Annotated in this window: 24 protein-coding genes; 23 read left to right on the top strand and 1 reads right to left on the bottom strand. The window is 58.1% G+C overall.

Translation table 11 applies throughout. The features are described 5' to 3' along the window. The first annotated feature begins 52 nt into the window (after window positions 1-52). The 23 genes from HY011_34985 to HY011_34875 all read left to right on the top strand — a co-directional run bounded on the left by HY011_34985 (window position 53) and on the right by HY011_34875 (window position 22191). A complete protein-coding gene (locus tag HY011_34985; GenBank protein ID MBI3428161.1) occupies window positions 53-994 on the top strand; it encodes a glycosidase in 942 nt (313 codons plus the stop codon). Between the two features lie 23 nt (window positions 995-1017). Continuing rightward, on the top strand, window positions 1018-1575 hold the full coding sequence (locus HY011_34980; protein ID MBI3428160.1) for a DUF1003 domain-containing protein: 558 nt from the start codon (window positions 1018-1020) through the stop codon (window positions 1573-1575). Between the two features lie 214 nt (window positions 1576-1789). Then, a complete protein-coding gene (locus HY011_34975; protein ID MBI3428159.1) occupies window positions 1790-2488 on the top strand; it encodes a lipid-binding SYLF domain-containing protein in 699 nt (232 codons plus the stop codon). A 107-nt stretch (window positions 2489-2595) separates the two neighbouring features. Beyond that, a complete protein-coding gene (locus HY011_34970; protein MBI3428158.1) occupies window positions 2596-4302 on the top strand; it encodes an OmpA family protein in 1707 nt (568 codons plus the stop codon). A 70-nt stretch (window positions 4303-4372) separates the two neighbouring features. Beyond that, window positions 4373-4933 carry a DUF1269 domain-containing protein gene (locus tag HY011_34965; GenBank protein MBI3428157.1) on the top strand — a complete coding sequence of 187 codons (561 nt, stop codon included), beginning with the start codon at window positions 4373-4375 and terminating at the stop codon, window positions 4931-4933. A 24-nt stretch (window positions 4934-4957) separates the two neighbouring features. Next, window positions 4958-5140 carry a hypothetical protein gene (locus HY011_34960; GenBank protein MBI3428156.1) on the top strand — a complete coding sequence of 61 codons (183 nt, stop codon included), beginning with the start codon at window positions 4958-4960 and terminating at the stop codon, window positions 5138-5140. 89 nt (window positions 5141-5229) lie between these two features. Beyond that, window positions 5230-5664, top strand: a complete 435-nt coding sequence (locus tag HY011_34955) for an SH3 domain-containing protein (protein MBI3428155.1) — start codon at window positions 5230-5232, stop codon at window positions 5662-5664. A 90-nt stretch (window positions 5665-5754) separates the two neighbouring features. Continuing rightward, entirely contained in the window at window positions 5755-6354 is a 600-nt protein-coding gene (locus HY011_34950) for a BON domain-containing protein (protein ID MBI3428154.1), read from the top strand. A gap of 128 nt (window positions 6355-6482) precedes the next feature. After that, window positions 6483-6704: a CsbD family protein gene (locus HY011_34945; GenBank protein MBI3428153.1), complete on the top strand. Its 222-nt coding sequence runs from the start codon at window positions 6483-6485 to the stop codon at window positions 6702-6704. Window positions 6705-6950: 246 nt separating this feature from the next. After that, window positions 6951-7160 (top strand): CsbD family protein, encoded by a 210-nt coding sequence (locus HY011_34940; GenBank protein MBI3428152.1) that lies wholly within the window; start codon window positions 6951-6953, stop codon window positions 7158-7160. Between the two features lie 61 nt (window positions 7161-7221). After that, window positions 7222-8046, top strand: coding sequence for a PRC-barrel domain containing protein (locus HY011_34935; GenBank protein MBI3428151.1), 825 nt, complete (start codon window positions 7222-7224; stop codon window positions 8044-8046). A gap of 872 nt (window positions 8047-8918) precedes the next feature. Next, window positions 8919-9599 carry a Crp/Fnr family transcriptional regulator gene (locus HY011_34930; protein ID MBI3428150.1) on the top strand — a complete coding sequence of 227 codons (681 nt, stop codon included), beginning with the start codon at window positions 8919-8921 and terminating at the stop codon, window positions 9597-9599. Window positions 9600-9807: 208 nt separating this feature from the next. Continuing rightward, window positions 9808-12660 carry a UPF0182 family protein gene (locus tag HY011_34925; GenBank protein ID MBI3428149.1) on the top strand — a complete coding sequence of 951 codons (2853 nt, stop codon included), beginning with the start codon at window positions 9808-9810 and terminating at the stop codon, window positions 12658-12660. A 203-nt stretch (window positions 12661-12863) separates the two neighbouring features. Next, window positions 12864-15413 carry a magnesium-translocating P-type ATPase gene (mgtA, locus tag HY011_34920; GenBank protein MBI3428148.1) on the top strand — a complete coding sequence of 850 codons (2550 nt, stop codon included), beginning with the start codon at window positions 12864-12866 and terminating at the stop codon, window positions 15411-15413. Between the two features lie 1025 nt (window positions 15414-16438). Then, window positions 16439-16807 carry a hypothetical protein gene (locus HY011_34915; protein ID MBI3428147.1) on the top strand — a complete coding sequence of 123 codons (369 nt, stop codon included), beginning with the start codon at window positions 16439-16441 and terminating at the stop codon, window positions 16805-16807. Window positions 16808-16895: 88 nt separating this feature from the next. Beyond that, the gene (locus tag HY011_34910; protein ID MBI3428146.1) at window positions 16896-17042 is read left to right on the top strand and encodes a hypothetical protein; all 147 of its coding nucleotides are present in this window, start codon (window positions 16896-16898) and stop codon (window positions 17040-17042) included. 401 nt (window positions 17043-17443) lie between these two features. Beyond that, on the top strand, window positions 17444-19081 hold the full coding sequence (gene groL / locus HY011_34905; GenBank protein MBI3428145.1) for a chaperonin GroEL: 1638 nt from the start codon (window positions 17444-17446) through the stop codon (window positions 19079-19081). 164 nt (window positions 19082-19245) lie between these two features. Beyond that, window positions 19246-19632 (top strand): STAS domain-containing protein, encoded by a 387-nt coding sequence (locus HY011_34900; protein MBI3428144.1) that lies wholly within the window; start codon window positions 19246-19248, stop codon window positions 19630-19632. Beyond that, a complete protein-coding gene (locus HY011_34895; protein MBI3428143.1) occupies window positions 19607-21094 on the top strand; it encodes a B12-binding domain-containing radical SAM protein in 1488 nt (495 codons plus the stop codon). Before HY011_34900 ends, HY011_34895 begins: the two co-directional genes overlap by 26 nt. A gap of 156 nt (window positions 21095-21250) precedes the next feature. Then, window positions 21251-21454 (top strand): DNA-directed RNA polymerase subunit omega, encoded by a 204-nt coding sequence (gene rpoZ / locus HY011_34890; GenBank protein ID MBI3428142.1) that lies wholly within the window; start codon window positions 21251-21253, stop codon window positions 21452-21454. Window positions 21455-21488: 34 nt separating this feature from the next. Continuing rightward, window positions 21489-21740 carry a hypothetical protein gene (locus HY011_34885; GenBank protein ID MBI3428141.1) on the top strand — a complete coding sequence of 84 codons (252 nt, stop codon included), beginning with the start codon at window positions 21489-21491 and terminating at the stop codon, window positions 21738-21740. Between the two features lie 20 nt (window positions 21741-21760). Next, window positions 21761-21961: a hypothetical protein gene (locus HY011_34880; protein ID MBI3428140.1), complete on the top strand. Its 201-nt coding sequence runs from the start codon at window positions 21761-21763 to the stop codon at window positions 21959-21961. After that, a complete protein-coding gene (locus tag HY011_34875) occupies window positions 21958-22191 on the top strand; it encodes a hypothetical protein (protein ID MBI3428139.1) in 234 nt (77 codons plus the stop codon). Before HY011_34880 ends, HY011_34875 begins: the two co-directional genes overlap by 4 nt. Window positions 22192-22235: 44 nt before the next feature. Here HY011_34875 and HY011_34870 read toward each other — a convergent pair whose 3' ends face one another. After that, the gene (locus HY011_34870) at window positions 22236-23492 is read right to left on the bottom strand and encodes a hypothetical protein (protein ID MBI3428138.1); all 1257 of its coding nucleotides are present in this window, start codon (window positions 23490-23492) and stop codon (window positions 22236-22238) included. Window positions 23493-23680 lie beyond the last annotated feature (188 nt).

Below are 23680 nucleotides of genomic sequence, written 5' to 3'. Positions count from 1 at the left end.
CAACAACAACTCATCACCTTTCACTTTTCACTTTTCACTTTTCGGTAACGAAATGAACAACCAAGCACCCGAACTTTTCAAGCGGCACAAACTCAATCCCATTCTGACCGCCGCCGATTGGCCATACCCGATCAACAGTGTATTCAATCCCGCCGCCGCATTGCTGCCCGACGGCACGACGCTGCTGCTCTGCCGCGTCGAAGATCGGCGCGGGCATTCGCATTTGACCGCCGCGCGTTCGGCCAATGGCGTGGATGACTGGCAGATTGATGCGCAGCCGACGATGTTGGCCGAGCCGGGCAAGCATCCCGAAGAGTTGTGGGGCATCGAAGACCCGCGCATCACCTTCATCCCCGAACTGAAAAAGTACGCGCTTGTTTACACGGCTTACACGCGCGACGGGCCGGGCGTGGCGCTCGCCTTCACCGAAGACTTCCGCGCCTTCGAGCGGTTCGGCGTAATCATGCCGCCGGAAGACAAAGACGCGGCGTTGCTGCCGCATCGCATCGGCGGCAATTGGGCCTTGATTCATCGCCCGGTCAGCGCGCCGCGTGCGCACATGTGGATCAGCTATTCGCCCGACCTGCTGCATTGGGGCAGTCATAAGTTGATGATGGAAGCACGGCGCGGCGCGTGGTGGGACGCGAACAAGATCGGGCTTTCGCCCCCGCCCATTGAAACACCGCAAGGCTGGCTGGTGATCTATCACGGCGTCAAACACACGGCGGCTGGCTGTATTTACCGGCTCGGCCTTGCGCTCTTTGATTTGCACGCGCCGGAACGCTGTATCAAGCGCGGCGACGAATGGGTCTTCGGCCCGGTGGAACCATACGAACAGCACGGCGATGTAGGCAACGTCGTCTTCCCGTGCGGTTACACGCTGGCGGCGGATGGCGACACGCTGCACCTGTATTACGGCGCGGCGGACACGAGCATTGGTCTGGCGACGGGCAGTTTGCGCGCGCTGCTTGAATGGCTTGAACGGAGCGCCTAAAAACAACGAGCGGGCTGCAACGTATGACTACCGTAAATAGAACCGCGACCGCCCAACGCCTGTTGGCAAAAGAACTCGACAAGCTCTCTGAGCACGAGCGCCAGATCGTCGAAAGCTTCATCAAGCACGGCCGCGTCGCGCGCAACGTCGCGCACGAGTTCGAAGAGCAACTGACCTTTGGGCAACGGGTCGCGGATCGTTTCGCGCAGATCATCGGTTCGTGGCGCTTCATCATCATTCAAAGCGTGTTGCTGCTGGTGTGGATTGTGTTGAATATCACGGCGTATGTTTACCGCTGGGATCCGTATCCTTTCATCCTGCTCAACCTCGCCATGTCATTTCAGGCCGCCTATGCCGCGCCGATTTTGATGATGAGCCAGAACCGCCAGGCCGAAAAAGATCATCAGCAAGCGAAGAACGATTACGAGGTCAACCTGAAAGCCGAGTTGGAGATTATGCAGTTGCACGAAAAATTCAATGAGTTGCGCGATTCGTTATGGGTAGACCTGGTGCGTATGCAACAGCAGCAGATCGAAATGCTCGAACGGTTAGTAGCAACAGACCGCGCGCCCAAACCCTAATTTCGCTTACCCTAACTTTCACTCTCAGTTCAGCCATAATTCTTTCCAACCACGTTCATTACTGCACAGCAATCTTTTTCGAACTGAACGAAGATGCTGCCACTCCCTTCGTTCTGCAAAGCAAGTAACACAGGCGGCGAATCCTCGCCCGACCTCGAACGCGTGCGAGCTGGGAGACGAATTACTCGAAAGGATAGTTATGAAAAGTAAGTTGATCAGCAGGTTGTTAGTAACTTTCTGCCTGGCGCTGGCGGTCAGCGCCGTGGCGCAAGCGCAGGCGCAGAAGAATCTCAAAGATAAGATTAGCCAATCCGACAAGGCCGCGCGCGTCTTTAACGAGATTATGGGCACCCCGGACAAAGGGATTCCCGTGGAATTACTGGAGCACGCCGAATGCGTCGCGGTCTTCCCTTCCGTGCTTAAAGCCGGCTTCATCATCGGCGGACGCGGCGGGCGCGGCGTGGCGAGTTGCCGCACGGCAAGTGGCTGGAGCGCCCCGGCCTTTTTCAATTTGGGCGGCGGCAGCTTCGGCTTGCAGATCGGCGCGCAATCCACTGATTTCGTGATGCTGTTCATGAACAAGGACGGGCTGAACAGTTTGCTGTCAGACGGCTTCACGCTGGGCGGCGACGCTTCGGTGGCCGCCGGGCCGGTCGGGCGCCAAGCCGGCGCTTCGACCGATCTGAAGATGAATGCGCAGATTCTCTCCTATTCGCGCAGCAAAGGGTTGTTTGCCGGACTCGAACTCAAAGGCGTCGTCATCAAGCCGGACAAAGATGATATGCGCGATGTTTACGGCGAAAACGTGACGGCCAAAGAAGTGTTGCAGGAGAACAAGATCACTGCGCCCGCTTCGATCCGGGCGTTCCCCAACACGCTGGGCCGTTACTCTTCGCGCATGGCTGAGAAGTAAGACAACAGACCTTCCGCCTAAAGGCCAATGCGGTTGAATTAGCAATGTCCGACAAGCTGGCAGCTTGTCGGACATTGCGGGACTACGAACTTTCAGATGGAGAACAAATGAAGATTACCAGATTGATTACCGCGAGCGCGCTGTTTCTGCTGACGCTCGTTGGCACGGTTGCGGCGCAAACCGCCACGACCACATTACCCACACAATGGCCCACGCAATGGATTGCCGCCAAGCGGCAAGTGCTGGCGGTCAAGTACAACGAAAACAAACAGACAACTGTCATCATGTCGGGTACGGCCATTGCGCCGCGCGTGACAGGCAAGGCCGATGTGGAATTCAAACAGGGCCGCACGAATGTCCGGCTCGAGATGGGCAGCTTCGCCAACCCACAATCACTCGGCGCTTTCTACACCTGCTACGTGCTGTGGGCCGTGGCGCCAGAGGGGCAGGCCGAGAACCTGATGGAGTTACCGATCCAGAAGAATTTCAAGATTGAGTCCACGGCGAAATTTCAGACCTTCGGGCTGATCATTACTGCCGAGCCGCATTCCCGGGTGGAGCTGCCGAGTTCGATGATCGTGGCCGAGAACACCCTGGGCAAAGCGACGACAGGCGCGCTCACCACGAGCAAAATCGAATACAGCGGCGACCCTGGCACGTTTTACGCGATCTTCCTGCCCAACGCGCCGGCGGCCAATCCCGATTACACCACGCCGCTGTTGATCTTGGGCGCGCGTCGCGCCGTCGAGATTGCGCAGCGGGCCGACGCGAAACGGTTCGCTGAGGTGGAGTTGCGCGACGCCGAAACAAAGCTCGCCACGCTGGAACAGGCCTGGCCGCGTTCGCGCAAACCTTCGGACTTGCGCGATAACGCGAAGAAAAACAGCGGCCTGGCGCACGACGTAATGCGCATCGCCGAACAAGCCCGCAAATTGAGCGTCGAACGCAGCGATCAAGCGCGCCTCGACGCCGAGCGCCAGCAGGCCGGCAATAACATTGCCCAAGCTCAATCCGAAGCCGAGCGTGCGCGCAACGCCGCCGCGCGCGCCACCATGAACGCTGAACGCGCCAGAGCTGAAGCAGGCAGCGCTCGCACCGATGCTGAACGCGCGAAAACGGAAGCGGAACGCGCCCGCACGGACGCAGGCAGCGCTCGCACTGAGGCTGAACGCGCGAAAATGGAAGCGGAGCGCGCGCAGTCAGCCGAACGCGAAGGGACAGCGCGCGCTGCCAACGAAGCCGCGCTGGCGCGGGAACGCGTTGCGCAGGCGCAATCCGAAACTGAAAAAGCCAAAGCGAATGAAGGGCTGGCACGCAACGACGCAGACAGCGCGCGCCTGCAAACCGCCGCGGCGCAGCGTGAACGGGACGCGGCCCAACAAAGCCTCTACGTCTCGCTCTCAGCGGTGCTCGAAACCCGCCGCGACGCGCGTGGGCTGATCGTCAATCTTTCGGATGTCTTATTCGACACCGGCAAAGCGACGCTCAAACCCGGCGCGCGCGAAAAGCTCAGCAAGCTCTCCGGCATTCTGTTGGCTTATCCCGGCGCTTACCAGATCGAGATTGAAGGGCACACCGATTCAGTTGGCTCGGAGGAGTCGAACCTCAATCTGTCGCGCGGGCGCGCCGAAGCGGTGCGCGATTACTTGACGCAAAACGGCATCAAGTCAGAGCGCATCATCGCGGCGCGCGGCTTTGGCGAAGCAAATCCCGTCGCCGACAACAACACGGCGGCGGGCCGTCAGGTCAATCGGCGCGTGGAGATCGTCATTGCCGATCAACCCCAGGCGCAGGCGAAAGCCGGTAATCAGTAAAGACGAATCCGTCCGACAAGCTGTTAGCACTGGCAGCTCGTCGGACGGCCCATTCAAAAGGGGATAACGTATGCAAGCACAGCCAGCACTTAGCACCGAGCAGGTCGAGCAGAAAGAACTGAGTGCCGTCGTGGCTCTCTACGAAACGCACGCTGAGGCAGAGGAAGCTGTCCGCGAACTCCAAAAGTCGGGATTCGACATGCAGAAGCTGTCCATCGTCGGCAAGGACTACTACACCGAAGAAGAAGTGGTCGGTTACTACACGACCGGCGACCGTATGAAAGCCTGGGGCAAGTTGGGAGCCTTCTGGGGTGGCGTCTGGGGGCTATTGTTCGGGTCGGCATTTCTCGTCATTCCGGGCATCGGCCCGCTGCTGGCCGCCGGCCCGCTCGTCGGTTGCATCGTCGGCGCCTTGGAAGGCGCGGCAATCATGGGGGGAGTGAGCGCCTTGGGCGCGGGCCTGATCAGTTTGGGGGTTCCCAAAGACAGCGTCATCGAATACGAAACCCAGATCAAAGCCGGCAAGTTCGTGGTGATCGCGCACGGCTCGTTCGACGAAGTAAGCAAAGCCCAAGCGGCCTTTGCGGTAACTAAACATCAAGGTGTGCGAGAACACACCTCCGGCGCATAAGGCTGCGCATAACAAGGAGAAACAATGCCCATACTGAGCATCATCGTCGTGTTAGTCGTTATCGGCTTAGTGCTTTATCTGATCGAAAATTACGTGCCCATGTCACCGCCCATCAAAACGGTACTGCGAGTCGTCGTGATCTTGGCGTTATGCATCTGGCCGTTGAATGCCTTCGGCATCGTGCACATTCCGATGCGGCTAACCTAGCGGCACTTGTTGGCAATGCACACTGGTGGCAATCCACCCCAGCAGGCTACCCAGTTATTTATTTGGGGGAGCTTTGGGAAACGGAAAATATGGGCGTCATTTACGACAACGAAGGACCGTCTTATTACGATTCGGGAGGGTACAATCACCCAAGGTATACCGGTGGCACCGTTTTGTTAGCCATCGTTATCCTGTTGATGTTCTTTTTCTGGGCCGACTTGGCGCCGCTGCGGAATAATCTCAGCAATTGGATAAGCGGCAACCATAATCCAACGGCTTTGCCCGCTGAAACTTCAAGAACAGGAAATAACACCGCGACATGGCACGTAACTGCGGACAACCTGGCGTTGCGCAAAAAACCAAGCCGTCTGGCCCGCGCCAGTTATGCGCTACCCAGAGGAACCAAAGTCGTATTACTCGGCAACACCCAGCAAGAGACCGCAGGCGCTGTTTGGTTTAAGGTGCGCGTTGAAACATTCAGGGGCAGGCGGATTGGGTGGGTGAATCAACAATACCTCGAATAACTCGCGCGTTGCGCTTCAGCGCGTGGCGCAAAGTAACAATTTAAGTGGGATAGGCTGACCAATCTCATGCCATCTCATAGAGGAGAAATCATGCGACCAAGAACAATTATCGGCGCGTTCGTCGTGATCTTTATTGTGGCATCCGCGTGTTATTATTTTTATGGGTATCGTAGCCAAGCCATCTCCGCTAACTTCAATGCCATGGTGGACAGCACGTCCGGCACGGCCACAACCACCGCAGTCAAAACCGCGCTGGCCTTGAATAACAACGTTGCTTCCTTCGACATCCACGTTGAGACCAGCAACAACGACGTGACGCTGACGGGTCAGGTGCCGACCGTTGAGGACAAGCGCATCGCGGAAGAGGTTGCCCGTAGCACCAAAGGCGTGGCCAACGTAGTGAATAACCTACAGGTTGACCCAAAGATGTTAGCGGCCACGGCCGCCAAGCAATACGTCACCGACCTTGAAATCAAAACCGCCGTGTTGGAATCCATCCTGAATAACCCGGACTTGAAAACGCAACAGCTTAAAGTCGAGGTCAGCAATGGCGAGATCAAGCTGAGTGGGAGCGTCCAAACCGCCGCGCAGAAAACCGCCGCCGAAGCAGCCGCACGGGCAATCACGAATGTCCGCAAGGTGGAGTCGCAGGCTTTGGCCGTAACACAAGTAACAAACGAGTTGAGGTAAGCCAGCCGCTTTTCTTTTCAAGCCTGTCCAATACGGGACGGCGCGTCACTTCAGTCTGACTGAGAATGCGAACCTCAAGTAACAAGCAACACTCAAACCGATCCTTCTTTGTAGGAAGCGATCATTTCATGGAGGCAAGTATGTGGAGTAAGGACGAAGTTAAAGGCATGTCCAACCAGGTCAAGGGCGCAATCAAAGACAAAGTTGGGGAAGTGACTAACAACCCAAGCCTAGAAGCCGAAGGCGAAGTTGAACGCCTGGCCGGAAAAATTCAGGAGAAAGTCGGCACCGGGCTGCGCAAAGCCGCTGAGGCAGTCGAGGCGGGCAAAGCGCTGGCCGGCAAAGCCTAGTACTCCATCAAGCTGTAAGTGATGGATGCTGAGAGCGCATCCGGGATGTAGGGCGGGATTAAATCCCGCCCTACATCCCTCATTTTCAGCTTGATGGAGTACTAGCCCGGAATTCCCCGGCAAGCTGAGCAACGGACGTTACGCGGCAAAATGATTGAAAGCTGACTTGGGGCGCTCAAGTCCAAGTCCAATTATTTGCGGCGTAACATCCAGTATGACTCAAGCAATCATGGCAAGGAGGCAAGTATGTGGAATAAAGACGAGGTCATCGGCAAGAAGAAACAAATCACCGGCGCGATCAATGCCAATGTCGGGGAGTTTATCCACGATCCGCAACTCGAAGCCGAAGGCGAAACAGAGCAAGTGGAAGGACAAGTTCAACAGCAAGCCGGCAAAGTGCGCCGGAAGGCCGGTGAGGCATTAGAACAAGCGGGCAAAGTGCTTGCCGATCTTTAACGCAACGGAGCATAAGCCCGGCGGCAGTCAGCGGAACGGTAGCAGAAAAGAGAGACAACCTATGTTACGCAGTGTAAATGAACTGAGCGGTTTCAAAATCGCCGCCCTAGATGGCGAGATTGGGAATGTCGAGGAGTTCTATTTCGATGATGAACGCTGGGCCTTGCGCTATATGGTCGTCAATACGGGTAACTGGCTAGCAGGCAAGCAGGTGCTGGTATCGCCTTTCTCAGTGATGCAGGTGGATCATGAGCACCGCCAGCTTCATGTCGCCCTGACCAAAAGTCAGGTGGAGAAAAGCCCGGACATTGACACCCGCAAGCCGGTCTCGCGGCAGATGGAAGCGCATTATGCGGATTACTACGGTTTTCCCTACTATTGGGGCAGCCCATTCCTGTGGGGAGCTGAGGAACGTCCTGCTCTGGCAGCGCAGCAATCCCTCGCCGCGACGGCATCCCCGGTCGCGGCAGGTGCGGCCTCAGTAGGACGTTCAACCAGTGCTGGTAGCAGTGCCGGGACTGCCGCCACCGTGCGCGCCGTCGTTTCGGAAGACGTGCATTTGCGGAGCACGCAAGAGGTGTCCACATATTCGATTGAGGCGACGGATGGCGAGATCGGGATCGTCGAAGATTTCATCCTGGACGATGAGAGTTGGGCGATTCGCTACCTGGCGATTGACACGCACAAATGGTTGCCCGGCAAGAAAGTGATGATCTCACCGCAATGGATTGCGGCGATAGATTGGGCGCAGGCCAAAGTCCGCGTGCGGCTCTCACGCGAGGGGGTTGAGCAAAGTCCCAGCTACAACAGCGCCAAGCTGATTACGCGCAAATACGAGGAATATCTGTATGGGCATTATGGTCAACCCGGCTATTGGGTGAACTAGCGCAATAGTCCGAAGTCTGTGATCAGCAAGAACATTCGATTGCCCAGGAGAAGGAGGGATGATGGCGCGCAAAGCACAGTTCAACTTGACGAACTTCAGCCGCGCGCGGGTTGACGCGCTAACACGCAAAGCGGAAGTGTTAACGAAACATTGGCAGCGCGAGCGGAGCGCGCGGCTGCTAGAGCAACTGGCTGTCAATGCTGAAACCAAACAGCGTTGGTTGGAAGCTGACTCAAGCGTGGCACGGCAAGCGCCAGCGGCAACCCGTACTGCTACGGTTTCCCACCCATCCCAGCCGCGCAGCTCTCCGTTCAAGGCGTGGCTTGCGGCGGGAAAAATACCTGTCAATAACGCCTTGGCATACATCGTTTCCGTGCTTGGCCTGCAACGCTTGGCGAGCCATCAAGCGAACTGAAGTCACGGTTGAGCGGACGCAATAACAGTCATTTGTGCGCCCGCCACTTTTTTTCTCGAACACGTTCAATATTGGACAGCAGCCTATTGCCAACCAGCCGATCATAGGATTTCAAATAGTCATATTTCAGAAATATTGACGCGCTTTCCCTTCAATTCACTCGCCAGCGAGCCAATGTTTGCTCTAGCACATCACGTTGGTCAACTCACACCCGAACAACGCCCGTTGATCGAGACAGTGTTCTTCGACGGAGGCCAACAGGCCATTTAGCGTAACCTACCGGCGTCTGGTGCAGGCGGAACCTTCGGCAGACTGGACTGGCTACCGCACAGTGATATGAAAACCCTGCTAAATCAACGCGCGCGCCACTGGCGGGAGAGGAAAGAGGTGTGGGATGATAGGCAAGGCGATGCGGTGAAGACAGAACGGTAAGCAGCAACCACAAGGAGAGGCAATCATGATTCAAGAAACACCTCAATCTGACCTGTTCAAAGTACAAATGGGTGAATCGCTGCGGCAAGAGACCCTGCATTCACGCGCCATCATGATTCCGAAGCACGATAACGTTTATACGTGTGGCGACAATGATGAGTTGGTTTATTTCATCGAGAGCGGACAGATCAAACTGCTCATGCTCTCGCCGGAAGGGAAAGAATGCCTGCTGGCTGTCCATACGGCGGGCGATATCTTCGGTGAGTTGTGCCTGTCCGGCTTAGGCGCACGGCTGGAAACCGCGACGGCGATGGAAGACACGCACTTAAAACAAATCCCTTGTCCCAAATTCTTTGCGCGCCTGGAGCGCGACGCCTTGTACCAGGGCTTCGTACAGTACCTGGCCGTGCGGATTGCCGACCAACAACAGGTCATCGCCGACCTGGTCACGGTGGATAGCGAACAGCGCCTGGGCAAGACGTTGTTACGGCTGGCGCGCACCATGGGTAAGAAAGACCCGCGCAGCATCCGCCTCGAACCGAAAATTTCGCACGAAGAATTGTCGGAGATGGTGGGCACGACGCGGCCCCGCATCAGCGTCTTTATGCAGCGTTTTAAGAATCTGGGGCTGATTGAGATCAACGAAAATAACTTCCTCGTGATCAAAGAAAACAAGCTCGCGGCTTACCTCACGCAGATCGCCTAGCCCATGGCAATTTATTTCATCCTGACCGGACATGCCGGCATTCCACCGGTGCGGTACGCGCGAGCGGTAGCGACTTGGTGACTCCGAATTGTGCGCACTCAGAGTCACCAGGTCGCTACCGCTCGCGCGTACCGCACCACGCGCCGCCCTGTAGATCCAAATGCAAGCCGATCTAAGCGGATGAACGCCCCGACTGAGAGAAAAGCGTATGCAACAAGAAGAAGAATTTGACGAACCAATCATCAACGCAACAAACATGCTGGGAGGCTCTGGACAGCAGCGCAGACGCCCACGCTGGCTATTGATTGTGGCGGTCATCGCCTTCATCGCTATTTTTGCCTGGCCTGCCTGGGCGGTGTTTTATACGGACTGGCTCTGGTTTCAGTCGCTCGGCTACCAAACCATCTTTTCGACGGTGCTCCTGACCAAAGTGACGCTGGGACTCAGCGCCGCTCTGCTGGCTGCGGCATTCATCTGGCTCAACTTCAAATTGGCGTTGCACCAAAGCCCTGTCCCGGCGCCCCGCGCGGAGGCAAACCCGCGCTTCTTAAATATCGAGGGACAGCAGATACCTGCGCCGGATTTTGCCGAGCTAGCGGGACGCTTGGCGCTGCCTGCCGCGTTGGCGTTGGGCGCTTTTGTCGGTTTGTCGGCGTGGGGCGCGTGGGAGATTTGGCTGCGCTATCGTCACCAGACACCCTTTGGCGAGGTTGATCCGATCTTCGGGCGTGACCTCGCGTTCTATTTCTTTACGCTGCCAGCACTCGAAACGCTCGCCAGTCTGTTGCTCACGCTGGTGGGAATTTGCCTACTGGGGACGGCAGCCATCTATGCCGCGCGCGGGGCCGAGACGTTTCTCAAGCTGCGCCGGATTGAACTGGGGCCAGGGCCGCGCACACACTTGCTGGGTCTGGTGGCGGCGCTGTTTCTGGTGTTGGCCGGGCAAACATATTTGGGCATCCCGAATCTGCTCTACTCCACCAACGGGCCTAACGCGGGCGCCAGTTACACCGATCTCAATGCCACGCTGCCGCTGCTCTATGTGCAGGTTTGCGCGGCGGTGCTGGTGGCCGTGCTGGCCGCCGCCAGCTTATTGCGCGCCAAGACGAGCTTGCTGTGGGCGGGATTGGGTCTTTACGTGCTGACGCTGGCTGTGGGCTTGATGTATCCGGCGCTCGTGCAGCGGTTCTCGGTCGGGCCGAACGAGTTGGTCAAAGAAACGCCTTACATCACGCACAACATCGCCGCGACGCGCAAAGCCTTCGGGCTGGATCATGTCGAAGAGCGCGAGTTGCCGGGCGACACCGTGCTCACCGCCAAAGACATTCAAGAGAATCAACCGACCATCAATAACATCCGCCTCTGGGATCAGAAGCCGCTGCTCGACACCTTTTCCCAACTGCAAGAGATTCGCACCTACTACGATTTTCAATCGGTGGACAATGACCGCTACCGCATCAATGGCGAGTTACAACAGGTCATGCTCTCGGCGCGCGAGTTGTCCACGGCGAGCCTGCCCAACCGCAACTGGATCAATGAGCAACTGACCTTCACGCACGGCTTTGGCCTGACGCTCGGCCCGGTCAATCAGGTGACGCCCGAAGGCTTGCCGGTGCTCTTCGTCAAAAACATTCCGCCGGTTTCGTCGGTGCCTGTGCTCAAGGTCGAACGGCCTGAAATCTATTTCGGCGAATTGTCGAATGACCGTGTTTACGTCAAGACCACCGCGAAGGAGTTCAACTATCCGGCGGGCGAAGAGAATGTCTTTGCCAGTTACACCGGGACGGGCGGTGTCAGCATTGCCTCGACGTGGCGGCAGATGTTGTTTGCCTCCAGATTCGGCGATATGAAGTTGTTGCTGTCGAATGATCTGACGCCAGAGAGCCGCGTGCTTTACGTTCGCAACATCAAGGAGCGGCTCGCGCAGGTCGCGCCCTTTCTGACCTTCGACAGCGATCCGTATCTGGTCATCTCCGAGGGAAGGCTTTTCTGGATCGCCGATGCCTACACGGTGAGCGACCGCTATCCTTATTCGCAACCGGTCAACGGCATCAACTACATTCGCAATTCGGTCAAAGCTGTCGTGGATGCCTATCAGGGCGACGTGCGGCTATATCTCGCCGACGAACGCGATCCGCTGATTCAAACCTGGGCACGCATCTTCCCCGGCATTCTGAAACCGCTCGCCGAGATGCCCGCCGATTTGCGCGCGCATCTGCGTTATCCCGAAGACATCTTCCGGTTGCAGGCGGAGGTTTATTCGACTTGGCACATGAGTCAGCCGCAGGTCTTTTACAACAAAGAAGACCAATGGTCGGTGGTTGCCATGCCTGAAAAGCAGGGGAAAGCCGAAGCGCAGGGGTTGGATCCGGCAGGCTCTGGCGCGGCCACACAATCGCGGGTGATGAATCCCTATTACGCGATTATGAAACTGCCCAGCGAGCAAACCGAGGAATTCATGCTGCTGCTGCCCTTCACGCCGAAAAGCAAAGACAATCTGGCGGCCTGGATGGTGGCGCGCGCCGATGGTGCGCATTACGGCCATTTGCTGGTGTACCGTTTCCCCAAACAGAAACTGATTTACGGCCCCAAACAGATCGTCGCACGTATCAACCAGGACCCTGACATTTCACGCCAAATCTCGCTCTGGGATCAGCGCGGCTCTGAAGTCATCTTCGGCACGCTGCTGGTGATCCCGATCAAGGAATCGCTCATTTACGTCCAGCCGCTTTACCTGCGTGCGGAGTCCGGCAAGATTCCCGAACTCAAACGCGTCATCGTCGCCGCCGAAAATCGTATTGCGATGGAACCGACGCTCGAAGCCAGCCTGGCCCGCGTCTTCGGGAACGCGGCACCGGCAAGCGCCGCCCAAGCGCCCGCGCCAAATGCGAGCGCGCCGCCCGCCGCTCAACTAACGGAAGGCACGCAAAGCCTCGCAACGCAAGCCAAGCAACATTACGACCGCGCGCTTCAGGCGCAGCGCGACGGCGACTGGGGGCGTTACGGCGAAGAGTTGAAGCAACTCGGCGCGGTGCTGGAACAGATGTCGAAGCAGAAATAGCCGCCTGGGTGCGCACTGCTTCCAGCGTGCAGCTTTGGCAGGGGGCGCAATGAAATCACCGGCGTCCATAACGCAAGCTCAGCGTTCACGCTTCAGCGTGTCAGGGGTATGAAGCTGCCACACTGAAGCGTGAACGCTGAATTTATCTCACCGATTTTTTTTCATGCGCCGCATTGAAAAGGTGAGGTGCTACTTCAGAGAAGATGCGTATGCCAGAAATTGTCGCTGTCGCCACAACCGAAAGACCTATCCCGGACGAAGACGGCCTGACCACGCCAGCAGCCAAAGCGCGGTTGGCCAAGGCCGGCCCGAATGAACAGGCGCCAGTGCGACGGGCAGCCGGCTTGATCCAGGTGTTGCTGCTGTTTGCCAATCCCTTAGTCATCATTCTGTTGATTGCCAGCGCTGTCTCAGCCTTCGTCGGCGAGTTCGTCAACGCCATGATTATCGCGTTGATGGTTGTGGTCAGCATTGTCATCAACTTCTTTCAGACTTGGCATTCGCAACGCGCGGCTGAACGCTTGCGCGGGCAGGTCGCACCCACCGCTACAATTTTACGCGATGGTAAATGGACGGAGTTGCCCTGGCGCGAAGTAGTGCCGGGCGATGTCTTCAGGCTTTCTGCCGGAGACCTGGTGCCCGCCGATGCGCGCCTGCTGCAAGCGAAAGACCTGCACGTCAATCAAGCCGCCCTCACCGGCGAATCGCTGCCGGTCGAAAAAGAAGCCGCCGCCAAAGGCGCAGTGAGCGAGGCGGCGGCGGAAAACTCCGCCCATGATCGTCACGCGGTCTTTCTGGGCACTTCGGTAGTGAGCGGAACCGCGACCGCATTCGTCACAGCCACCGGCCCGGCGACCGCGTTTGGCGACATTGCTGCACGTCTGGCGGCGCGGCCACCAGAGACCGAATTTGAACGCGGCACAAAACAGTTCGGTTACCTGATTATGAAGACCATCTTCTTTCTGGTCTTCTTCGTGCTGCTGGTCAGCATTGTACTGCGGCACAATCCGCTGGAATCCGTCCTCTTTGCGCTGGCGCTGGCGGTGGGGTTGACGCCGGAGTTTTTACCGATGATCACGACGGTCACGCTCGGTCGCGGCGCGCTGCACATGGCGCGGCAAAAGGTCATCGTCAAACACCTGGAGGCGATTCAAAACTTCGGCAGTATGGACGTGCTGTGCAGCGATAAGACCGGCACGCTGACCAGCGGCGAGATGACGCTCAGCCAGCATTCGGACGCGCTCGGCAACCCGTCAGACCATGCCTTGCTGTTGGGCTATCTCAACGGCACTTATGAATCAGGCGTGAAGAATCCGATCAACGTGGCGATTCTCAAGCACGATCCGCTCGACATCAGTGCCTATCGCAAGGTAGATGAAATCCCCTTTGATTTCGAACGGCGGCGGCTCTCCGTCGTTACGGAGGCGAAGGGCGAGATTCTGTTGATTACCAAGGGTGCGCCAGAAAGCGTTCTGACCTGCTGCTCCCAGTATGAAGTGAATGGACAGGCGCAGCCATTGGACAGTGAGACGCGCGCCAAGTGTCAGACAACCTATGATGGATTGAGCGCGGCGGGGTATCGCGTGTTAGCCGTCGCTTCTCGGACTGTCCCACAACAAGAGGTCTATCGCCTAGCTGATGAGAAGGACTTGGTGCTCGCTGGCTTTCTCGCCTTCTCCGATCCGCCGCTGGCGGATGCCGCTGAATCGCTTGAAGCGCTGCGCCGCGATGGCGTGCGAGTAAAAATCTTGACCGGAGACAGTGAATTGGTCGCCCAGCATATCTGCTCGCAAGTCGCGTTGGACGCCAAACACATCGTCCTCGGCGATGAACTCGACCGCATGAGCGATGCAGCCCTCGCGCACGTGGCGGAGAAGACGATTGTGTTTGCCCGCGTCTCACCGATGCAGAAACACCGCATCATCCTCGCGCTCAAGGGGCGCGGCCACGTCGTCGGCTATCTCGGCGACGGGATCAATGACGCGCCTTCGCTGCACGCGGCGGATGTCGGGATCTCGGTCGCCACGGCGGTGGATGTCGCCAAAGACGCTGCTGATATTATTCTGCTGGAGCGCAGCCTGCGCGTGCTGCATCAAGGCATCCTCGAAGGACGCAGAGCCTTTGGCAATGTCATGAAGTATCTACTTATGGGTACCAGTTCCAACTTCGGCAACATGTTCAGCATGGCCGCCGCCGCCGTGTTCCTGCCATTTTTGCCGATGCTGCCGACGCAGATTCTGCTCAACAACTTTCTCTATGATCTGGCTCAGATCACGATTCCCACGGACAACGTGGATCAAACCTACAGCGACAAGCCACGGCGCTGGGACATCAAACTGATCCGTGATTTTATGATCTACATTGGCCCGCTCAGTTCGATCTACGATTTCCTGACCTTCTACGCACTGCTAAAAATCTTTCACGCTTCCGAAGCGTTGTTTCACACCGGCTGGTTTGTCGAATCGCTCGCCACACAAACGCTCGTCCTCTTTGTGATTCGCACCGCTGGGAATCCGTTTCGCAGCCGCCCCAGTCTGCCGTTAGCAATAACGACCGTGCTAATCGTCGTGATTGGCATCCTGTTGCCGTGGTCTCCGCTGGCCGCAATTTTTGGATTCATCCCATTGCCGATTACGTTTTTCCTCTTTCTGGGCGCTGCGGTGCTAACGTATTTGCTCTTGGTCGAACTCGTCAAGCGGCGCTTGATGGGGCGGCGTGCGCGTGTCCAGCGGCGGCCCTCACGCCTGAGATAGCCCGGATAGACACGCCATTGGCGAGCAATAACCAGCCTGGAGCCGCCCGACGTTGCACTAAATCTGAACAACAAAGACTGACACTGACAGACTGCGGGGAACACGGGGAAAACCAAGCGCCAAAAGCCTCCCTGTGTGCCTCGTGCCCCCGTGGTTAAACCCGCCGTACTAATGTTGCGTGCGCTGATTTAGCGCCGCGGCCACGAAGCGAACAGAAGTCACGATTACGCGGGCGCCAAACCAACAATTTGGTGCCCGCGCGCTTTTTCGCAAGCTGTGCAACGCAAACTCTCTGCGCCTGGCCCCAGCGGAAGCAGCCATAGAGAGGGGCGGGCTAATGCATGGTGTGATGAAACCTGCGCGTGGCTGGCGTGACAGGAAAGGGGGGTGGGATGATGGCGCGGCGCGGCAAGGAAAGCACGGTAAGCAGCAATCACGCGAGGGGGCGACCATGATTCAAAAAACACCATAAACGGAACTCACGGCCTGTCTCGCGCAGATCGCCTTGTCTCGTGCAAACGCGCAAATGCTTTTCGACCTTGTTCCAGACTGGGCGGCCCCCCCTCACCAATCGGCTCATCAGTCACCTTTAGATCGGATGGCAGAGCGGTGTACGGGAAAAGGCGCGCTCCCGGGCAGTACCGCGCGCGTCAGCAAGCAGAGACTCCGGGTATGCCATAAGCCGCCAGCGTTGACGCAGCGCTTGCTCACGCGCGCGGTACTGACCCCACCGCGCCGCCCGTACATTCAATTACAAACTGATCTAAGACCTTGAAAATGTGTGCGGCATCTGGGGCGAAGAACAGAGGATGCGGTTGTGAAAGGCAAACTTACCGAGTATCGTGTAATCCTGAAGGTTTCGTTCGTGCTGAAAAACTGAGCAGGTAAGCAATCTGCCAATGGGTCTGGCCACTAAATAGCCCAAATTGATGAGCCACTTTCCCTACCCGCTTGCTGAACCAATGTGCCTGACAGCGCTGAATCCGTCTAGCAGCCTTACGAATCAACCGCGACACGACTCATAGTTGAACACAAAACCGCAACAGCCTAGAGGTCAAAGAGAACCCCTAGAGGTCAAAGAAAATATGGATACAGAAACGAGAGCAAAACTAAAGGCGATTTTACTGCGCGGCAAGCTGGGGCAGTTCGTCAATGAAGACGAAAACGCGTTTGCCCGCACTTGCTGGCGCCAATGGCCCAAAGAATATTCCCTCTTGCAAACCGAAGAGGTCATCCCGGAGGCCGAAAAACTAATTCCCCGCCTGCGGACCAACACGCATTCCAATGCCACGCATTCCAATGCCACGCAGCCCCGCTCCAATTCCGTGCAACCGCGCAAGGCCCGCCCGGCACAGAAACGGCGCACGGGGCCACAACGCGGACGGCGCTCTTGAGCAACCCGCTGCGGCATGTTTGAAAATCGCCCGCCCTCCGCCCAACCAAGGCTAATTCACGCTTATACCAAGCAGAGGAATGACCGGCATGCAAAAGAAAGTCTTCTGGATCAGCTTCACGGTTCTGGGGCTTTGCGCGGACGTGGCCTTACCTTTGGTGTGGGGTGTTGTCCTGACGCTGCCGCTGCTGATTGGCTGCTGGTGGCTGGCTTATCGCAGCGCATGGTTTGACTGACTCTTTTTCGCAAACGCTTGCGGCCCCAGCGCACCGCAGTGCTTGTTGCCCTCAAATGTGTTAGTCTCACGCCGGTGATCTGTTACCCCTTCAATTCTGTAGGCTCAGCACCCAAGAGAGTTCCCTTCAACGCCTGCAAGATTTCCGAGTAAAACAACCGCAACCAAGCGCAGGACGGACTTTAGTCTGTCGCAGGCCTGCATTGGTACACCAAGGAGAACCATGTCAAAACGCAATGGCGACCGCTCGAGAGCGCACCGCGAACAACAAAAGAAATTGCTCCGGCGCAAGCGCACATTGGAACTCCGCCAGGGCTTGCCAGGCAATCCTGCGGAACCAGTGCCGGCTCCTGGTAAAGCCGCGCCGAAGACCGAACACGCTGAGTAACGAAAGAAGCAGATATGGCAAAACAAATCACGTATGGAACCGATTCGCGCGCCGCGTTGTTACGCGGCGTCAACATGCTCGCCGACACGGTCAAGCTCACGCTCGGCCCGCGCGGGCGCAATGTGGTCATTGATAAAAAATTCGGCTCGCCCGCAATCACCAAAGACGGTGTGACCGTCGCGCAGGAAATCACACTGCAAGACCCGCTCGAAAACATGGGCGCACAAATGGTGCGCGAGGTGGCCGCCAAGACTTCTGACATCGCGGGCGATGGCACGACGACCGCGACCGTGCTGGCCCAGGCCATCTTCCGCGAAGGCGTGCGCACCGTGGCGGCGGGCGCGAACCCGATGGCGTTGCGGCGCGGCATTGATAAAGCCGTCGAGCGCGCGCTGAAAGAGATCAAGCGCCTGGCCAAGCCCATCGCGGGCGATGCCATCAAACAGGTCGGCACGATTTCGGCCAATGGCGACGCGGCCATCGGCGCGATCATTGCCGAAGCGATGGCCAAAGTCGGCAAGGACGGCGTCATCACGGTCGAAGAAGCCCAGACAATGGAAACCACGCTGGAATTCGTCGAAGGCATGCAATTCGACCGCGGCTATCTCTCGCCGTATTTCTCCACCGACACCACGCGCATGGAAACTGTATTTGAGAATGCGCTGATCCTGCTGCACGACAAGAAGCTCAGTTCGATGAACGACCTGCTGCCCTTGCTGCAAAAGGTCGCCGAAAAACGCCAGCCGCTGCTGATCGTCGCCGAAGACATCGAAGGCGAGGCATTGGCGACGCTGGTGGTCAACAAACTGCGCGGCTCGTTGAACGTCGCCGCCGTCAAAGCGCCCGGCTTCGGCGACCGCCGCAAAGAGATGCTCGAAGACCTCGCCATCCTGACCGGCGGCCAGGTCATCAGCGAGGAACTCGGCATCTTGCTCAAGGATGTCAAGCTCGACGAGTTGGGACAGGCCAAGAAGGTGGTCGTGGATAAAGACTCCACCCTCATCGTCGAAGGTCACGGCAAACCTGGTGATTTGGCGGGCCGTGTCAAAAACTTGCGCAAGCAGGTGGAAGCTTCGACCTCTGAATACGACCGCGAGAAGTTGCAGGAACGCCTCGCCAAATTAATCGGCGGCGTGGCCGTCATCAAGGTCGGCGCGGCCACCGAGATGGAAATGAAAGAGAAGAAAGCGCGTGTCGAAGACGCCATGAACGCCACACGCGCGGCGGTCGAAGAAGGCATCGTCCCAGGCGGCGGCGTGGCCTACATACGCGCGGCCAAGGTGTTGGAGAAGTTCAAACTCTTCAAAGATGAAGAGGGCGATCCTGACGAACAGATCGGCGTCAACATCGTCAAACGCGCGCTGGAAGAACCGCTGCGCCTGATCGCACAAAATGCGGGCAAGGAAGGCTCGATCATCGTCGCCCGCGTCCGCGCGGAAAAGAATGAACTGGTGGGCTTCAATGCCGTGACCGAGGAGTTTGAAGACCTGGTGGCGGCGGGCGTGATTGATCCGGCCAAAGTCACGCGCTCGGCGCTGCAAAACGCGGCCTCGATTGCGGGCTTGCTGCTCACGACGGAAGTGATGATTTCGGAGTATCCGGGCGAAAGCGCGGTGGGGATGCCAGCGGGCGGGGAGATGGGCGGCTATTAGCGCGAGTAGGTTTCGGGAGGGGTAGCGCGACCTGGGTACGCACCGCTTCCAGCGTGCAGGCTTGGCGATTGATCCGGTCAAAGCCACTGTGTCTGTCAATCAGTCCTGCACGCTGGAAGCGGTGCGTACCCAGGGTCGCCTCCATACTAGGTAGAGGCAAACTAATGACAATTACCGAACGCACAGTGAACGACATCACCGTGCTGGAACTCGAAGGCGAACTGGCGCTGGATCACAACGCCCAATTCCGCAAAAAGGCCAACGCCGCCTTTGACGCAGGCGCGCGCAAGCTGATCGTCAACCTCGCAAAAGTCCAATACATGGACAGCAGCGGGTTGGGCGAATTGATCTCTTGCTATACCACGCTGAAAAAATTGGGGGGACGCCTGACGCTGCTTCAACTCAACCAGCGGTTGCAACATTTGCTAACGATCACGAAACTCCATACTGTGTTTGAAATGTTCGACACCGAAGCGGCGGCTGTGGCCAGCTTTACCACGCTGGCAGAAAGTGAGACGTCCGGCAATGCGAGTGCTGCTCGTTTATCCTGAATTTCCCGACACGTACTGGAGCTTCCGGCACGCGCTTTCTTTTGAAGGCAAGCGTTCCGCCTTCCCGCCGCTCGGCTTGCTGACGGTGGCGGCGCTCTTGCCGCAGGCGTGGGAGCGGCGGCTGGTGGACATGAACGTGCAAGCGCTCAAGACGGCGGACATCGCCTGGGCCGAGTTGGTTTTTGTCAGCGCGATGCTCACGCAGAAAGAGGCGCTGGCGCGCGTGATCGCCCGTTGCAAAGCGCTGGGCAAGCGCGTCGTCGTGGGCGGGCCGTATGCGACGACCAGTGCCGCCGAACTGCCCGAAGCCGATCATCTTTTTCTGGGCGAAGCCGAAACCACGTTGCCGGAGTTTGTGCGCGATCTCGAACGCGGCGCGGCCAAGCGTATCTATGAGGCGGCTGAGCGGCCCGCGCTGGCGCTGACCCCGCTGCCGGATTTCAAACTCGCCGAGCTGAGCAAATACAGCGCGCTGTCGGTGCAGTTTTCGCGCGGCTGTCCGTTTCAATGCGAGTTCTGCGACATTATCGAAATTTATGGCCGCGCGCCGCGCACCAAAAGCAATGCGCAGATGCTGGCCGAACTGGATGTGCTTTTCGATTTGGGCTGGCGCGGCATGGTCTTCATCGTGGATGACAACTTCATCGGCAACAAGCGCAACGTCAAAAAGTTCTTGCCTGAATTGGCGGAGTGGTCAACGCAGCACGGCCAGCCGTTTTCCTTCATCACCGAAGCCAGCGTGAATTTGGCGGATGATGACGAATTGCTGGCGGGGATGCAGCGCGCGGGGTTCCGGCGCGTCTTCCTCGGCATCGAGACGCCGGTGGAAGCCAGTTTGATCGAAGCGCAAAAGGGACAGAACACGCGCGGTGACTTGCTGGCTTCGGTGCAAAAGATTCAGCGTTACGGCATGGAAGTGATGGCGGGGTTCATCGTCGGTTTCGACAACGATCCGCCCGACATTTTCGCGCGGCAGATCGAATTCATTCGCGCCAGCGCCATCCCGCTGGCCATGGTTGGCTTGCTCACAGCGTTGCCGCAGACGCAACTCTGGCGGCGGCTCGAACGCGAAGGGCGCTTGCTGATGGAAAGCACGGGCAACAACACCGACGGCACATTGAACTTCATCCCCAAGATGGAGGCGACGCGGTTGCTCGCTGGCTACCAGACCATTCTGCGCACCATCTACAGCCCAGGCGAATACTATCAACGCGCGCTCGATAGCCTGGCGCGCGTCACCGTGGGATCAAAGGAGCCACGCCGCACCGGCTTCCTCAGCGATGTCGTGACCCTCGCGCGCGTGGTACTGGCGCTGGGTGTGCGCGACCCGGCGCGCGGTGCGTTTTGGCGGTACCTGCGCCAGGCGTTTATCGCCCACCGCGCCAAATTCGCCGAAGCGGTCAGGCTGGCCGCGCTGGGTTATCACTTTCGCAAACTCACCGAAGGCTGTTCCAAAACCTGAGGCGCAGCGCCGCAATCGAGTCGTGCGAAAACAGTTCTCTCCCTGACCGCCACAGGCGGTTCGCGCCACTTTGCCGAGTCCATAGTTTGGACACAAAGTGGCATTTCAAAATCCGTTCCAGGCTGGCTATGTGGCCCGCCAAGGAGTAAAAGATCAATGCAACCACACATTATTGAAAACAAGTACCGCAAAGTGCTGGTGGCTTCGCAACGCGCCAGACAATTGGAAAAAGGCGCGCGCCCACTCGTGCAAGTCGGGAATAACAAAGTCACGCTCATCGCCGTTCAAGAAGTCGAAGCCGGGTTGATCGGATATGAACTCTTGCCGAGCACGGAAGAAGTAGCGGCAGGCCGCGCCTAACCGCACGCAGCGGAAGCAGAAGGTTGGCAAAATCATGATCGTCACTCTCATTGATCTCAATGATGCGCTAGCGCGGCTGGCCGCCGGTGAATTGCCCTATGAATTCATGACCGATGACCCGCAACTGCGGCTGCTGGGGCCAGCCTGCAAATTCGGCGCTTCGCTGCTGCAAAGCTATCGCAAAGAGGGCTTGTACGCCGAGAGCATTGAGGAAGCCAGTGAGATGGCCCGTGCCAAAAATGCCATCGTCACAGGCATCTGGTTCGTCAAGCGCGAGCAGAATTAAGCGGAAAGGAAGTAAAGCACATGGAGAAACCACCGCCCGCCAAGGCTGAATCCCCCAAACCAACCGTCAGTTATCCGCCCGACCAAAAACCCGTGCTGCGCGCCCTGAAACGGCTGGTCACCCAGTCTGAACGCGATGAAGTGGCGGGACTGCCAGCGCCAGCGGCCCAGGCGCAGACCGAGGCGCAGGCGGAAACGGACCACGCAGCGGAGGGCCGATGAAACTGTGCGACTTTTGCCTCTTACAACAAGAGGTAGACAAGTGTTCCGCCGGACACACCATCCCCAAGAAAATGAAATGCCCTGGGTTCACACCTGGCATCGAGCGTTTTTGCGCCTCACCCGCCGATTACAAAGGCCCGGAACAACTCAAGCAGATGGCCGTCTTTTTTGGCTTGGCGGGCAAAGAACTCAAACGCGTCATCGCGCTCAGCGACGCAACTCGCCAGTAAATCCGCACAGAAAACGCACGGCGTGGCGCTCAATCAAGACAGCTTCAGCGCCGCAAGGCCTGCACATTCGCCAGCAACCGCCGCACGCTGGCCGCGTCCGGATTGGCCGCCTGCAAGACGCGCAATTCCTTTTCCGCTTCATCCAACAGACCCGCTTGCGCACAAAGCAGGCCCAACAGCAGATGCGCATTGCCGTGCGTGCGGCGGACGCGCGCGATTTCGTCAGCCGGCGTTTGCGCCAACACACGGAAACGCGCTTGCGCGGCGGGCGGTTTGGGCGCAATCACTTCCTGCCCGTCTTTGTTCGCCTTCACTTGCCAGGCGTAGAGTTGGCCGCGCGCGAGCGGCTCGCTGGGCAGCCATTGCGTGTTTTTCAATTCCCCACTTTTCCTCACCAACGAAAAGCGTTCGTCGTAAATTTCGGCCAGATAGCTCACGGCCCCGGCCAGCGGCGCCCACAGGAAAAGCGGGCGATCCGTCAACACGACCTTGCCCACCGGCGCGCGCAAGGCAAACTGATTCCCCTGTTCATCCGCGCCCATCAGCGAACTGCCGGGCCGATTCAAGCCGGTCAGCGTGGCGGGTTTGGCGATCTGTTGCGTCATCAAAGCCGTTTTGACCATCTGCTGATACGCGGGTGACAACCCCTCCACACCGGCCAGTCGCTCCTGCTGGTCGAGCGTAATCTGCCCGCCGCCATCGTTGAGTTGCGCCAGCAAGGGCGCTGCGGCGGGGGTGGGCGTCAGGGTGAGCACAGGCGTCACAGACGGCGTGGCGGTTTGCTGCGCCAATTGCGGCGCGGGTGTAGGTTTGACAAAAACAGCGCGCCACAACCAGCCCAGCAAGACGATCAATAACAACCCAGCCACGGCGAACCCGAAAGCGGGCACGGGCATTATGGGTGACAGCAACGCGCGCACTTTGTCCCACCAGCCTGCGGCAACCGGTGGCGGGACGCGTGCGGGCACGGGCGCGGCTTCGACCTTGAAGGCGCGCAGGTCAGCGGCGGCGACGACGCAATGTGCGCAAGTGGCTAAGTGATCCGTGCCGAATTGTTGTTCGTCACCGGTCAACGTGTTCTCAACGTAGGCGGCCAGTTGGTCGAAGCTCAGGTGCGGCGCGTTTTCCTCGGCCTGCCAAGCGGAATAAAAGGCAATGGCCGTGGTGGGCAGCGCGGCTTCCAAGCGTTGGCGGCAGGCGGCGCACGCGGTCAGATGATCGTCAACGGCGATCAGTTCTGCCGGGGCCAGCCGTTGCTGCTGGTACGCTTCGAACTGAATTGTGGAAAGATGCTCGGTCAATTGATTTCTTGTGTGTGCAAAGCAAGGGTTAAAGCCGTATCGCGGAACGCTTCTGCGACAGTGTTGAGCTTGGTCATTCAGGTAAGTTGCCCAAAGTTACGGCTTATTACCAGTGTGTGAAAAAAGTCATTGCCATTTTTAGAAAATGGTTTCGGTGGCGTCTGCCGCAGAGCATTCCACTGGCCCTA

The organism is Acidobacteriota bacterium (genome assembly GCA_016196035.1).
In the GTDB taxonomy this organism is placed as follows: Bacteria; Acidobacteriota; Blastocatellia; order RBC074; family RBC074; genus JACPYM01.
This window is presented reverse-complemented; position numbering and strand designations above follow the sequence as displayed.

Coding starts and splice junctions, on each gene's coding strand:
- HY011_34985 (MBI3428161.1), top strand. CDS start 53: ATGAACAACCAAGCACCCGAACTTTTCAAGCGGCACAAACTCAATCCC.
- HY011_34980 (MBI3428160.1), top strand. CDS start 1,018: ATGACTACCGTAAATAGAACCGCGACCGCCCAACGCCTGTTGGCAAAA.
- HY011_34970 (MBI3428158.1), top strand. CDS start 2,596: ATGAAGATTACCAGATTGATTACCGCGAGCGCGCTGTTTCTGCTGACG.
- HY011_34965 (MBI3428157.1), top strand. CDS start 4,373: ATGCAAGCACAGCCAGCACTTAGCACCGAGCAGGTCGAGCAGAAAGAA.
- HY011_34960 (MBI3428156.1), top strand. CDS start 4,958: ATGCCCATACTGAGCATCATCGTCGTGTTAGTCGTTATCGGCTTAGTG.
- HY011_34955 (MBI3428155.1), top strand. CDS start 5,230: ATGGGCGTCATTTACGACAACGAAGGACCGTCTTATTACGATTCGGGA.
- HY011_34950 (MBI3428154.1), top strand. CDS start 5,755: ATGCGACCAAGAACAATTATCGGCGCGTTCGTCGTGATCTTTATTGTG.
- HY011_34945 (MBI3428153.1), top strand. CDS start 6,483: ATGGAGGCAAGTATGTGGAGTAAGGACGAAGTTAAAGGCATGTCCAAC.
- HY011_34940 (MBI3428152.1), top strand. CDS start 6,951: ATGTGGAATAAAGACGAGGTCATCGGCAAGAAGAAACAAATCACCGGC.
- HY011_34935 (MBI3428151.1), top strand. CDS start 7,222: ATGTTACGCAGTGTAAATGAACTGAGCGGTTTCAAAATCGCCGCCCTA.
- HY011_34930 (MBI3428150.1), top strand. CDS start 8,919: ATGATTCAAGAAACACCTCAATCTGACCTGTTCAAAGTACAAATGGGT.
- HY011_34925 (MBI3428149.1), top strand. CDS start 9,808: ATGCAACAAGAAGAAGAATTTGACGAACCAATCATCAACGCAACAAAC.
- mgtA (MBI3428148.1), top strand. CDS start 12,864: ATGCGTATGCCAGAAATTGTCGCTGTCGCCACAACCGAAAGACCTATC.
- HY011_34910 (MBI3428146.1), top strand. CDS start 16,896: ATGCAAAAGAAAGTCTTCTGGATCAGCTTCACGGTTCTGGGGCTTTGC.
- groL (MBI3428145.1), top strand. CDS start 17,444: ATGGCAAAACAAATCACGTATGGAACCGATTCGCGCGCCGCGTTGTTA.
- HY011_34900 (MBI3428144.1), top strand. CDS start 19,246: ATGACAATTACCGAACGCACAGTGAACGACATCACCGTGCTGGAACTC.
- HY011_34895 (MBI3428143.1), top strand. CDS start 19,607: ATGCGAGTGCTGCTCGTTTATCCTGAATTTCCCGACACGTACTGGAGC.
- rpoZ (MBI3428142.1), top strand. CDS start 21,251: ATGCAACCACACATTATTGAAAACAAGTACCGCAAAGTGCTGGTGGCT.
- HY011_34885 (MBI3428141.1), top strand. CDS start 21,489: ATGATCGTCACTCTCATTGATCTCAATGATGCGCTAGCGCGGCTGGCC.
- HY011_34880 (MBI3428140.1), top strand. CDS start 21,761: ATGGAGAAACCACCGCCCGCCAAGGCTGAATCCCCCAAACCAACCGTC.
- HY011_34875 (MBI3428139.1), top strand. CDS start 21,958: ATGAAACTGTGCGACTTTTGCCTCTTACAACAAGAGGTAGACAAGTGT.